Source organism: Rhizobium sp. 18065, assembly GCF_902706095.1.
In the GTDB taxonomy this organism is placed as follows: Bacteria; Pseudomonadota; Alphaproteobacteria; order Rhizobiales; family Rhizobiaceae; genus Allorhizobium.
Window position 1 is genome coordinate 353835 of sequence record NZ_CACSJP010000004.1, and the last position, 12610, is coordinate 366444.

The following is a 12610-nucleotide window of genomic DNA, read 5'->3' on the forward strand; positions in this document are numbered from 1 at the left end:
CGAAACCTGGTGATGGATTTTCAAGAGGCCGGGGTGACCCGGCCTTTTTTGCTGGACGTCTAGGCCTCCCATCCCATCCATTTTACCCAACGCCCATGAAAATCCGCCCGGCCGAGTTCGCGGGTTTCGCCCGTCGGCCAGAGTGTCAGCGTGACGGCTGCACCGTCCGGCTTGCCATCGGCTTCCAGCTGCAGGCGGGCAAGCGGTGCATCGGCGGTAGCACGGGCGCCGGCCTCGGCGATCAGGATTTCACCTTCGGCTTTCAAATCTGCGGGCAGGTATTGCCAGGCGATGGTGTGGTAGATGACGTGGGTCATGCCGGGATGGGGTTGCGAGAGACGGGTCCGCAGCCAGTCCACGGCATCGGCTCTTTCGACCTTGATCGCGGTGTCGGCAGCGATGGCAAGGGCTGCCGCCGTTCTCTGCAGGCGATCCGTCTGGTCGGCCCAGATATAGGAGAATAGCCGGAGCCGGTCCGCATCCGATTTCGGGTCGAGCGGGTTCAGGTCGCAGCCGGCGCGGTCGATGATCTCTATCTGGGCGATCGGCGGCGAGGGGCCTTCCCATTCAGGCTCCAGCATGACCGGCGACGGGCCGCCCCATTGGACGCCGCCAAGCGTGTAGGCATAACGATCCCAATGTAGGTTGAGACCGGCACTGGCGCCGATTTCGGAAAGGCGCAACGGCTTGTTTGTTAGTTGGGCAATCGTCAGGAAGCCTGGCAGGAGGGCGGAAGATCGGCGGACTTCGTTGGTCTGCGGAGCCGACTTGAGGCGCTCGAGGATGAAGTCCACGTTGTGCCGCAACGCCGCTTCGATGGCCGGCCAAAGCGTATCGTCATCAGCGGCATGCGGTGGATAAACTGCGGCGAGAGCTGCATCTTGTCCGGCGCGGACGAGTGCATGCAGCGTACCGGCGAGCCGCAAAGCGAGCGCATCATGGGTGCCATCCGGATTGCCGGACCAGCCAAGGACCGTTGCGCCGACCGGTGTTTCGTCGGTCAGGTGTTCGGCTGCGAGCATGCAGAGCCTTGCGGTAAACGGCGAGCCGAGATCGGCGCAGGCCTTGGCCTGGCGGCGGAAACTCTGGCGAATGGTCTCGGCGCGTTCGTTCGGCATAGTCCGTTTACACCCCTTCCGGACGATCCTTCGGGTCGAACTGCGAAATGGTGATCCAACTGGCTGTTAGCGCCGGCTTGCGTTCTTCCTCGATCTCGACCGTCAGGTCATAGGTGTTCATCAGCATGCCGGCGCCGCGAAAGCGTGCGCCAGCCAGCAGGAAAGAGCCGCGGATGCGCTTGTTGCATTTGACCGGCGACATGAAGCGCACCTTGTCGAAGCCGTAGTTGATGCCGAGGGTCTGTTCACGGATTTTCGGCAGGCAGTCGTAGTTCATCGCTGAAAGCAGCGACAAAGTCAGGAAGCCGTGGGCAATCGTGCCGCCGTAAGGCGTCTCTGCTGCTGCGCGGACGGGGTCGGTATGGATGAACTGGTGGTCATTGGTCGCGCCGGCAAAGGCGTCGATCATGGTCTGGTCGACGGTGATCCAGTCGGAGACACCGACGACGGTTCCAAGCAGCCCCCGAACTTCGGACAGGGAAATCTCACGTGGCATGGAACCTCACTCTTTTGTCGATATTTTCCGACAGGTTACAGGTGGTTCATGTCATGCGGAATAGCTGGACTGCACATCCATGCAATAAATCATGCTTCGAGCCAGAATTCGACCGATCGCGGTTTCAGGTGAATTGCCGCGGCACCGCGACCGGAGGACAGCTTCTTCCATTTCCGTCCCGTTTCGGGACGAAGGGCGGCATTGCGTGTCTCATGCGCCCGGTTGAACAAGATGGCGATGCGAGCGGGCTTTCCGGTCTGGCGATCCAGCGTTTTCAACAGCATGGCGAAAACCTGCAGATCCGGATCTTCCCAGTCGGTAACGGTCATCACTTCGCCTGTTGCCGAAAGCCATTCGACATCGCCATTGCCATCGAGGAATTGCGTGTCGGAGAAGGCGGTGAAGCGTTGGCGCATGGCGGCAAGATTTGTTGTCGTTTCCAACAGCTCGTCGTCGCGGTTGCGCCAGTCCAGCCAGGTCAGCGCATTGTCCTGGCAATAGGCATTGTTGTTGCCGCGCTGGGTGCGGCCGAATTCGTCGCCGGCCGTCAGCATGATCGTACCGCGGCTGGCAAAGAGCGTGGCAAGCAGGGCGGCGACATCCTGTCTCCGGTTGCGCGACACTGTGCGATCGGAGGTGTCACCCTCGACGCCATTGTTCCACGAATGGTTCTCGTTGTGGCCGTCGCGATTGTTCTCGCCATTGGCTTCGTTGTGCTTGTGTTCGTGCGAGACGAGGTCGAGCAGGGTGAAGCCGTCATGGGCAGCGATGAAGTTGACGCTGCGGGTGGCCCTGCCGCCGTGATGGGCAAAGCGGTCGGCGGAACCGGCAAGCGCCGTTGCCAGATCGCCGGTCAGGTGGCTGTCGCCGCGCCAGTAGCGGCGGAAGACATCGCGAGCGCGGTCGTTCCATTCGAGGAAAGGCGCCGGGAACTGGCCAAGCTGGTAGCCGCCCGGGCCAATATCCCAGGGCTCGGCGATCATGATGCGGTCTTCCAGCACATCGTCCTCCAGCATGGCCTTCAGCGTCGGCGCATCGCGGTGGAAGCCGTCCCAGTGGCGGCCGATGATCGGCGCGAGGTCGAAGCGGAAGCCATCGACGCCGCCCTGCAGGACGAAGTGGCGAAGCGAATCGACGATCAGCCGGCGCAGCACCGGATGATCGCAGGCGAGCGTGTTGCCGCAGCCGGTGTCGTTGACCAAAGTTGCCGGATCATTCGGCAGGTGGCGGTAAAGCGAGCGGTTGTCGATGCCGCGCATCGAGAGCGTTGCGCCAAGCACGTCGCTTTCGCCGGTGTGGTTGAAGACGAGGTCGAGGATGACGCCGATGCCTTCGTGATGCAGGGCGTCGACCGTGTCGCGCAGTTCCTTGACGCCGCCCGGTACGATGCGGGAATCAAGCGCCATCAGGGCGATGGGATTGTAGCCCCAGCTGTTGGACAGGCCCAGCGGCGGCAGGTGGCGCTCGTCGAGCCATGCGGTGATCGGCATCAGTTCGACGGCATCGACGCCAATCTTCTTCAGATGGGCAATCACGGAGGGATGGGCGAGTGCTGCCAGTGTGCCGCGCTGCGCCTCCGGCACGTCGGGATGGAGCATGGTGAAAGGCTTGACGGCGACTTCGTAGATGAAGCCGCCGCGCGGCAGGAGCGGCATCATCGCCTTGACCGGCACATCGCGGGTGACGATGGCTTTCGGCACAAGGTCGGCGGTGTCCGTGCCGAATTCGGCAAGCCGAGGATCATGGACGAAGGGCCGGTCCAGTTCCTTGGCATAGGGATCGACGAGCAGCTTGGAGGGATCGTACCAATGGCCCTCCGCTGGATCGTAGGGGCCATGCGCGCGAAAGCCGTATCGGGTCCCTTCGCCGGCACCCCCGACAAAAAGCCGATGGATATCGTCTTCGCCGCGGGTCATCGGCAGGCGGGCGGTTTCCGTGCGTCCTTCCGCATCGAAGAGGCAGACTTCGATCAATGACGCATGATGCGACCAGAGGGAAAAATCTGTGCCGGCGGGATGCAGGACTGCTCCGAGAGGATTTTGGCTCATGACGTCTTCCGCGGTTTGGGGTGGCGAATCTGTCTGTGTCACGCAGACAGGTTAGCAGTTGCTGAAGCGCGCGAAACGCTTGCCGGTCGTCTCCCGGTTGCTTTGTTCCATTTTCATCTGCCGAGACCGAAGAAAGTTCGCCATTGACAGCATACCAACTGGTTGGTTTAATGATCGCAAGAGGAAGATGCTGCCATGAATGAGATTGTCCACCCGTCACGCATGAAGCTGCTGGAGGCCACGCTCGGTCTGATCCGGGAGCAGGGTTATGCGGCGACGACTGTGGACGATATCTGCCGGCGGGCCGGCGTCAGCAAAGGCAGCTTCTTCCATCACTTCAAGAGCAAGGAAGAACTGATCCTCGGCGCGGTGGGCCATTGGAACGGCTTTACCACCGACGTCTTCGAGCAGGCGCCGTATCAGGCACTTGGCGATCCGCGTGACCGCATTCTCGGCTATGTTGATTTCCGCATGGCGATCCTCGATTTCGAGGTGCCGGAATTCACCTGCCTGCTCGGGACTTTGGTGCAGGAGACCTATCAGTCACATCCCGCGATCCGCGAAGCCTGCGATCTCGGCATGTCGTCGCATATTGCAAGGCTGGCTGCTGATCTCGATCTGGCCCGCACACGGTACGCTGCGGATGCGGCCTGGACGGCAGAAAGCGTCGGCTATTTCATTCAAGCGGTGCTGCAGGGCTCGTTCATCTTTGCCAAGGCCAAGCTGGGTGCAGAAACGGCGCGTGAGAATTTGCGGCATCTGCGTCGATACCTGGAAACAATCCTGCCTGCGACATCTTGAGACCCGGAAAAATCAGAAGAGGAGGAATGACAATGCCCCACACAATCCGACTGCACCGCGTGCTGAAAGCATCGCCGGAGAAGGTCTACCGGGCCTTCATGGAAGGCGATGCGCAATGCAAGTGGATCCCGCCCTACGGCTTCGTCGCCAAGATGCATCACTTCGAACCCAAGGTGGGAGGCACATTCAAGATGTCGTTCACTAATTTCACCACGCAGCAAACGCACAGTTTCGGCGGCACCTATCTGGAGCTCGTTCCCGGCAAGCTGATCCGCTACAACGACGTGTTCGATGATCCCAACCTCGCGGGTGAGATGAATGTCACGGTGGAACTGACGGAAGTGTTCTGCGGCACGGACATCAAGATTACCCAGGCCGGCGTGCCGGAAATAATCCCGGAGGCGGCTTGTTATCTGGGCTGGCAGGAATCGCTGGCGCAACTGGCTCTGCTGGTCGAGCCGGATATCCAGCAAGAGTGATGATTATCAAACGAGCAGGTCGAATTGCTTGAGGGCAATTTCGGCTATGGTATAAATATCGTCGAAGTCATAGCGGCGCCCGAGTTTAGGCTTCCAGTACCGGCCATGCGCCAGCCAATGTCGAAACTTGAAGGCGCCGCGCAACTCTCCGATGATGAGTTTTGCGCCGTCAAAGCTGTCGGTCCAAGCGCCGAAAATGTCTTCTTCCAGAGAGGCATGCGTCTGTTTAAGCGCATATATCTCACGAAATGTACGCGAGATCGGATCCTTCCTTCGTTGCTGACACCGTTGAAGATAGTCAATTCGGAAGGATGCTTCCACGGCCGCCAGCACTGCCATGGAGGACGACAACCCAATTTCGTACAGCCGTTCCTGCAATTCGATTGTCAGATCGCTCTTGGAATATCCGAGAAAGCGGCCGGAGATTTGATCGGAAGTTAAGCTGAAATAGGCCCTGAGGGCATTTTCAAGATCGCTGTGATGAAGCGCGATATGCGATATGGACTGATTGTCACCGGAAAAGGCAACACGTTCAGCCATTCGCAACTTCCATAACCAGTTCGAACAGCGAATCCTGCGTCAGGTCGATATACGATACTTGTGGCGGCATGGTCGCAATCTTCCATCTCCAGTCGATATTGAGCGCAGGCCCTGTTTCGGGATGCGTGGGGTCACCATCCCGCCTTACCGTCACCTTGATCTGCGGCCGCTGCGCATGACGATCTGTCAGAATGAGGCGAGCCCTTCCGGCGGCACCTTCAACATCGACACGGCCTTTCGTGCCGATCAACAGTGTTCCAATCGGTGTGAACACGACATGTTGCTTGCCAATTTGAAGCATCATCTGCCGCGCAGTGTATTCGCCGATGTTTTCCTCGTTCAGCAACACATCCTTGTAGCTGACGGCGATGGTCCCGCCGTCAATATAAGGCTTCAGGAAAGCCTCCACCGACGTGTACAAATCGTTGAGATGATGAAGCCACTGCTCGCGTTCCTGCCCCCAATCCACTGATGAGGCTTCAACCTCCGCAGACTGTTGCCGCAAGACAAATTCATCAAATTCTGTAGCGTTTTTCCTCGGTGTGTTCATAACCGTTCCGCGTATTCAGGTGGAGTGCATCACTGTAGCATAAGTTGATGCGGCTTCCACTCTCGCCTCAGGTGATGACGGTCGGTTCGTCGAAAGCCGTGCGGCTCTTGATCTCGGCCAGCGTTTCGGCCGCGGCGATCAGGTCGGCGAGGGCTGCCTGGGTTTCGATGTCATGGCGGGCGGCGTCCGGCTCGTAGCGCTCGATATAGACGCGCACGGTCGCGCCGGAGGTCCCTGTGCCGGACAGGCGGAAGACTACGCGGCTGCCGCCTTCGAACAGGATCCGGATGCCCTGGTTGTTTGAGACCGAGTGATCGACCGGATCGTGGTAGGAGAAATCGTCGGCGGCAGCGACGGTCAGGTCGCCGACCTTCGTGCCGGGCAAGGTTGCGAGCTTGTCGCGAAGCATGGCGACAAGGCTGTTGGCGCGTTCCGTGTCGACACCCTCGTAGTCGTGACGCGAATAGTAGTTGCGGCCGTAGGTTGCCCAATGCTGGTGGACGATGTCGGAGACGCTTTCGCCGCGCACAGCGAGAATGTTGAGCCAGAGCAGGACTGCCCAGAGGCCGTCCTTTTCGCGGACATGGCTTGAGCCGGTTCCGGCACTTTCCTCGCCGCAGATCGTCACCTTGCCGGCGTCGAGCAGGTTGCCGAAGAATTTCCAGCCGGTCGGCGTCTCATAGATGCCGATGCCGAGCTTTTCGGCGACGCGGTCAGCGGCCGCACTTGTCGGCATGGAACGGGCAATGCCGGCGATGCCGCTGGAATAACCGGGCGCCAGATGGGCATTGGCGGCGAGGATCGCCAGGCTGTCGGAGGGCGTGACGAAGATGCCCTTGCCGATGATCAGGTTTCTGTCGCCATCGCCATCGGAGGCGGCACCGAAATCGGGTGCGCCGGCACCGCTCATCATCTCGTCATAGAGTTCCTTGGCATGCACCAGGTTCGGGTCCGGGTGATGGCCGCCGAAGTCGGGCAGCGGAATGAAATTGCGGACCGTGCCTTCCGGTGCGCCAAGGCGGCCTTCGATGATGTCCTTGGCATAAGGGCCGGTGACGGCACTCATGGCGTCGAAGACCATGCGGAAGCCAAGGCCGAACATGTTGCGGATGGCATTGAAGTCGAACAGGCTTTCCATCAGTTCGGCATAGTCGGCAACCGGATCGATCACCGCGACCTTCATGCCGGCAAGCTCGAACGTGCCGACCTTGTCGAGATCGATATCGGCGGCATTGACGGTCTTGTAGGTGTCGATGACCTTGGTGCGGGCATAGATCGCGTCGGTAATCTTTTCCGGGGCAGGGCCGCCATTGCCGATATTGTACTTGATGCCGAAGTCTTCGGTCGGGCCGCCGGGGTTGTGGCTGGCTGACAGAACGATGCCGCCGAAGGCCTTGTATTTGCGGATGACATGCGATGCGGCAGGCGTCGAGAGAATGCCGCCCTGGCCGACCAGAACCTTGCCGAAGCCGTTGGCCGCGGCCATTTTCAGTGCCTTCTGGATCACGTCGCGATTGTAGAAGCGGCCATCGCCGCCGATCACCAGCGTCTTGCCTTCGAAGCCGTCCAGTGAATCGAAAATCGACTGGATAAAGTTCTCCGCATAGTTCTCCTGCTGGAACACCGGAACCTTCTTGCGCAGTCCCGACGTGCCCGGTTTCTGGTCCGCATAGGGTTTCGTGGTGACGGTGGAAATCATGACGTTACTGGCCTTTCGACACGAGGCGTTGATAGAGATCGGCATAGAGGGCAGCGCTCCGGTCCCAGGAGACGTCGGATTTCATGCCCTGCTTCTGCATTTGCGACCAGAGCTTCTGATCTTCATAGAGACGGATGGTGCGGCGGACGGCCCGGCGCAGCGCATCGGCTGTGACCGGTGCAAACTGGATGCCGGTGGCGACGCCCGCGGAAATGGCCGCTTCATTGGCATCGATCACGGTGTCGGCAAGGCCGCCAGTGCGGGCGACGAGCGGAATGCAGCCATAGCGCAGGGCGTAAAGCTGGGTGAGGCCGCAGGGCTCGAAGCGGGACGGAACCAGAATGACGTCGGCGCCCGCCTGCATCAGATGGGACAGCTTTTCGTCGTAGCCCAGCACCATGCCGACGCGGCCACGGTGCTGGCTGGCGGCCGCCTGCAGCGAGGCTTCGATGGCACTGTCGCCGGAGCCGAGAATGGCAAGCCTTGCACCGGCATCGACAAATTCGTCGATGATTTCGCTCAGAAGGTCGAGGCCCTTTTGCCATGTCAGCCGCGATATGACGCAAAACAGCGGTCCGTCATCGCTGTCCAGGCCAAAACGCTTGACCAGGGCTGCCTTGTTGGCCGGGCGCTTCTTCAGCGTGGTCGCCGAATAGTTGGAGGCGATGAGATCATCGCTGGCCGGGTTCCACACTTCGGCATCTATGCCGTTGACGATGCCATAGAGATCGTCGGACCGTCCGGCGATCAGGCCTTCGAGACCCATGCCGAATTCATGGGTGAGGATTTCCTCCGCATAGGAGGGACTGACGGTGCTGACCGCGTGGGCTGTCACCAAGCCGCTCTTCAGGTAACTCAGCGTGCCGTAATATTCGAGGGCTTCGGTATAGGCGTGCGGCGGCAACTCCAGATAAGGGAAGAGTTCGGCAAAGAACTGGCCCTGGAAGGCGATGTTGTGAATGGTCATGAGGCTCGGCTTTTCCGGGGCCTCGGCATAGCGCATGTAGACCGGTGTCAAGGCGCCTTGCCAATCGTGGACATGGACAAGGTCAGGCTCGAAACCGGGCAGGACGCCCGCCGCGATCTCGGCGCCCGCCTTGGACAGAACTGCAAAACGCTTCCAGTTGTCGGGATAGTCTCGCGCATTGCCATCGACATAGGGACCGCCCGATCGCTCATAGAGCGCCGGGCAGTCGAGCACGAGAATATCCAGTCCGTCGTGTTTTACCTCGAGCATGGTCACATGTTCGCCAAGCAGGTTGTCGAACTGGTGCACTTTCTTCGGCTTCTTGATCGCCTTCATCACGGCCGGATAGCCGGGAATGAGCGTCTTGGTCTCGATCGCATGTGCGCCGAGCGCCAGGGGCAGGGCACCGGCGACATCCGCGAGGCCGCCGGTCTTGATCAAGGGGTAAAGCTCGGAGGCGACCGAAAGAACTTTCATGGACGTGGCTAACCCAATTTGTCGATCATCGCCTGGGTGATCAGGCAAATCCCGTTTTCGCTGCGGCGGAAGCGCTTGGCATCCATTTCCGGATCCTCACCGACGATCAGGCCTTCGGGGATGACCACGCCATGGTCGATCACGACATTCGTGAGGCGCGCATGACGGCCGACCTGCACCTTGGGCAGGACGACAGCACCTTCGAGGCGGGAATAGGAATTGGCACGCACGCCGGTGAACAGCAGGCTTTTGTACAGCGAAGAGCCGGAGATGATGCAGTCGCCGGAAACCAGCGAGGAGATCGCCGAACCGCGGCGTCCTTCGTCGTCATGGACGAACTTGGCCGGTGGCGTGTTTTCAGAATAGGTCCAGATCGGCCAGGACTTGTCGTAGAGGTCGAGTTCCGGAACGATGTCTGTCAGGTCGATATTGGCCTGCCAGTAGGCATCGATCGTGCCGACGTCGCGCCAGTAGGGGGTGCGTTCGAAGTCGGAGCGGACGCAGGAGCGGGCGAAGCGATGGGCGACCGCCTTGCCGCTCTGGACGACGTAGGGAATGATGTCCTTGCCGAAGTCGCGGCTGGAATTCGGATCGGCGGCGTCGCGTCGCAGAAGCTCCATCAGGAACTTGGTGTGGAAGACATAAATGCCCATCGAGGCGAGCGCCATGTCTTCATTGCCGGGAATGCCCGGCGGATCGGCCGGCTTCTCGACGAAGTCGATGATGCGGTCGGTCGCATCGACATGCATGACGCCGAAGCCGACCGCTTCCATGCGCGGCACTTCCAGGCAGCCGATGGTAACGTCGGCGCCGGTGTCGACATGCTGCTGGAGCATCTGCTCGTAGTCCATCTTGTAGATATGGTCGCCAGCGAGGATGACCATGTATTCCGGGCCATACGGCTCGATGATGTCGATGTTCTGGAAGACGGCGTCGGCTGTGCCTTCATACCACTGGGTTTCCGACACGCGTTGCGAGGCGGGAAGGACATCGAAACTTTCGTTGCGTTCGGGACGGAAGAAGTTCCAGCCGAGTTGCAGGTGGCGGATGAGCGAATGCGCCTTGTACTGGGTGGCGACACCGATACGGCGGATGCCCGAATTCAGGGCATTGGAGAGTGCAAAATCAATAATGCGCGCCTTACCGCCAAAATAGACGGCGGGTTTTGCCCGGCGATCGGTCAATTCCTTGAGGCGACTGCCGCGGCCACCGGCCAGAACATAGGCCATGGCGTCGCGCGACAGGCTCTTGGTCCGCTTTTCTGTCATATTATCCTCCCCTTACTGTTCCAATTCCAGCATGATCACGGCCAGAGGCGGTAGTGTGATCACCGCCTTTGCCCATCCCTCACCAGAGGTGTGGGCCTCCACCCGACCACCATTGCCCTTGCCGCTGCCGCCATAAATCTCGGCATCGGTATTGATGATTTCACGCCAGCGACCACCCGCAGGCAGGCTTATGCGATAGTGCGAATGGAAGGTCGGCGTCAGATTGCAGACGACGGCGATCGGTCTTTCGCCCGGTGCCTTGCGCAGCCAGGCAAAGACGGAATTGTCCTGGTCCTCGCTGATCAGCCACTCGAAGCCCTCTCCCTCGCAGTCGCGCGCATGCAGCGCCGGCTTCGAGCGATAGGTCAGGTTGAGGTCGCGGATCAGGCGACGCATGCCCTCGTGGGGTGCGTATTGCAGCAGGTTCCAGTCGAGCGACTGGCTTTCGCTCCATTCGCTCCACTGGGCAAACTCCTGTCCCATGAACAGCAGTTTCTTGCCGGGATGGCCCCACATGAAGCCGTAATAGGCACGCAGATTGGCAAATTTCTGCCAGTCGTCGCCGGGCATCTTGGCGATCATCGAGCCTTTGCCATGCACCACCTCGTCATGGGAAATCGGCAGGACGAAGTTTTCCGAGAAGGCATAGAGTAGGCCGAAGGTCAGTTCCTGATGGTGATGCTTGCGGTGGATCGGATCACGGGCAAAATAGCTCAGCGTGTCATGCATGAAGCCCATGTTCCACTTGAAGCCGAAGCCAAGCCCGCCTTCGTGAACCGGCTGCGACACTTTCGGCCAGGAAGTGCTTTCCTCGGCAATGGTCATGATGCCCGGATGGCTGCCATAGACATGGCTGTTCATCGACTGCAGGAAACGTACGGATTCGAGATTTTCGCGCCCGCCATACTCGTTGGGCACCCATTCGCCCTCTTTGCGCGAATAGTCGAGATAGAGCATAGAGGCGACAGCATCGACGCGCAGGCCGTCGAGGTGGAATTTCTCGGCCCAGTAGAGGGCGTTGTTGATCAGGTAGGACAGGACCTCGATCCGGCCGAAGTTGTAGATCGCGGTGTTCCAGTCGGGGTGGAAGCCCTGACGCGGGTCCTCGTGTTCATAGAGCGCAGTGCCGTCGAAATGGCGCAGGCCATGAGCGTCGGTGGGGAAATGTGCCGGCACCCAGTCGAGCAGGACGCCAAGGCCTACCTTGTGGCAACCGTTGACGAACCGGGCAAAGCCTTCCGGTTCGCCGAAACGCGCCGTCGGGGCAAAGAGGCCGGTGGTCTGGTAGCCCCAGGACGGATCATAGGGATATTCCGAGATCGGCATGAACTCGATATGGGTGAAGCCCATGTCGACGCAGTAGGGGATCAGGCGCTCGGCCATCTCGTCCCAGGTCAGCAGCGAGCCGTCGTGGTGACGCTGCCAGGAGGCAGCGTGAACCTCGTAGATCGAGATCGGCTGCTGTCGCTGGTTGATGGTCGCCCAGTGCTTGCGATGGTCCGCGTCTTCCCAGACCTGTTCCAGTTCTGCTGCGGTCACCGAGGCATTCTTCGGGCGCAGTTCGGCCCGGCGGGCATAGGGGTCGGCCTTCAACGGCTGCAGATCGCCGTCCTTGCCGATGATCTCGTATTTGTAAGCGGAACCCGTGCGAACGTCCGGGGCGAAGATTTCCCAGATGCCGGTGTCACGGCGCAGGCGCATGACATGGCGGCGGCCGTCCCAATCGTTGAAATCGCCAACCACCGAAACGCGCCTTGCATTCGGCGCCCAGACGGCAAAATGGAAGCCGTCAACGCCCTGGTGCTTGAGCGGATGCGCGCCCATCTTGTCGAACAGGCGCAGATGCGAGCCTTCGCGGATGAAATAGTCATCCATAGGCCCCAGAACCGGGCCGAAGCTGTAGGGGTCGGTCACCGTCCATTCGACGTCGCCGCGCGATGCACGGTAGCGCACCGGCTGCAAGCCCTGCACCTTGACCGGACCGGCGAAAAAGCCGGCTTGATCAAGGCATTGCAATTCACCGATCACGACGCCGTTCAAGCTCGTGGCGGTCACCGTTTCGGCACCGGGTACGAAGCAGCGCGCGACGTATCCGCTGCCGATCTGGTGCATGCCCAAAATCGCGAATGGATCGTTATGGGTACCGTTGACAATTGCCTGCACGTCT

General features: G+C 60.3%; 11 protein-coding genes. 2 read left to right on the forward strand and 9 right to left on the reverse strand.

The features are described from left to right. Positions 1-59: 59 nt before the first annotated feature. The 3 genes from GVK95_RS12910 to glgX all read right to left on the reverse strand — a co-directional run bounded on the left by GVK95_RS12910 (position 60) and on the right by glgX (position 3662). A complete protein-coding gene (locus tag GVK95_RS12910) occupies positions 60-1118 on the reverse strand; it encodes a DUF2332 family protein (RefSeq protein ID WP_159950172.1) in 1059 nt (352 codons plus the stop codon). Between the two features lie 7 nt (positions 1119-1125). Continuing rightward, positions 1126-1614 carry a MaoC family dehydratase gene (locus GVK95_RS12915; protein WP_159950173.1) on the reverse strand — a complete coding sequence of 163 codons (489 nt, stop codon included), beginning with the start codon at positions 1612-1614 and terminating at the stop codon, positions 1126-1128. Between the two features lie 89 nt (positions 1615-1703). Further along, positions 1704-3662 (reverse strand): glycogen debranching protein GlgX, encoded by a 1959-nt coding sequence (glgX, locus tag GVK95_RS12920; RefSeq protein WP_159950174.1) that lies wholly within the window; start codon positions 3660-3662, stop codon positions 1704-1706. 195 nt (positions 3663-3857) lie between these two features. Between glgX and GVK95_RS12925 the strand changes: the two genes are divergently transcribed. Then, the gene (locus GVK95_RS12925; protein WP_159950175.1) at positions 3858-4463 is read left to right on the forward strand and encodes a TetR/AcrR family transcriptional regulator; all 606 of its coding nucleotides are present in this window, start codon (positions 3858-3860) and stop codon (positions 4461-4463) included. Positions 4464-4495: 32 nt separating this feature from the next. Next, entirely contained in the window at positions 4496-4942 is a 447-nt protein-coding gene (locus GVK95_RS12930) for an SRPBCC family protein (RefSeq protein WP_159950177.1), read from the forward strand. 6 nt (positions 4943-4948) lie between these two features. Here GVK95_RS12930 and GVK95_RS12935 read toward each other — a convergent pair whose 3' ends face one another. The 6 genes from GVK95_RS12935 to glgB all read right to left on the reverse strand — a co-directional run bounded on the left by GVK95_RS12935 (position 4949) and on the right by glgB (position 12555). Then, positions 4949-5482 carry a hypothetical protein gene (locus GVK95_RS12935; protein ID WP_159950179.1) on the reverse strand — a complete coding sequence of 178 codons (534 nt, stop codon included), beginning with the start codon at positions 5480-5482 and terminating at the stop codon, positions 4949-4951. After that, positions 5475-6032 (reverse strand): hypothetical protein, encoded by a 558-nt coding sequence (locus GVK95_RS12940; RefSeq protein ID WP_159950181.1) that lies wholly within the window; start codon positions 6030-6032, stop codon positions 5475-5477. The genes GVK95_RS12935 and GVK95_RS12940 overlap by 8 nt, the downstream gene beginning before the upstream one ends. Positions 6033-6099: 67 nt before the next feature. Continuing rightward, the gene (locus tag GVK95_RS12945; protein ID WP_159950183.1) at positions 6100-7731 is read right to left on the reverse strand and encodes an alpha-D-glucose phosphate-specific phosphoglucomutase; all 1632 of its coding nucleotides are present in this window, start codon (positions 7729-7731) and stop codon (positions 6100-6102) included. A 4-nt stretch (positions 7732-7735) separates the two neighbouring features. Then, positions 7736-9175, reverse strand: coding sequence for a glycogen synthase GlgA (gene glgA / locus GVK95_RS12950; RefSeq protein ID WP_159950185.1), 1440 nt, complete (start codon positions 9173-9175; stop codon positions 7736-7738). An 8-nt stretch (positions 9176-9183) separates the two neighbouring features. Next, positions 9184-10443, reverse strand: coding sequence for a glucose-1-phosphate adenylyltransferase (glgC, locus tag GVK95_RS12955; protein WP_159950187.1), 1260 nt, complete (start codon positions 10441-10443; stop codon positions 9184-9186). A 12-nt stretch (positions 10444-10455) separates the two neighbouring features. Then, complete coding sequence (gene glgB, locus GVK95_RS12960; RefSeq protein ID WP_244618759.1) at positions 10456-12555, reverse strand: 1,4-alpha-glucan branching protein GlgB; 2100 nt, start codon at positions 12553-12555, stop codon at positions 10456-10458. Positions 12556-12610 lie beyond the last annotated feature (55 nt).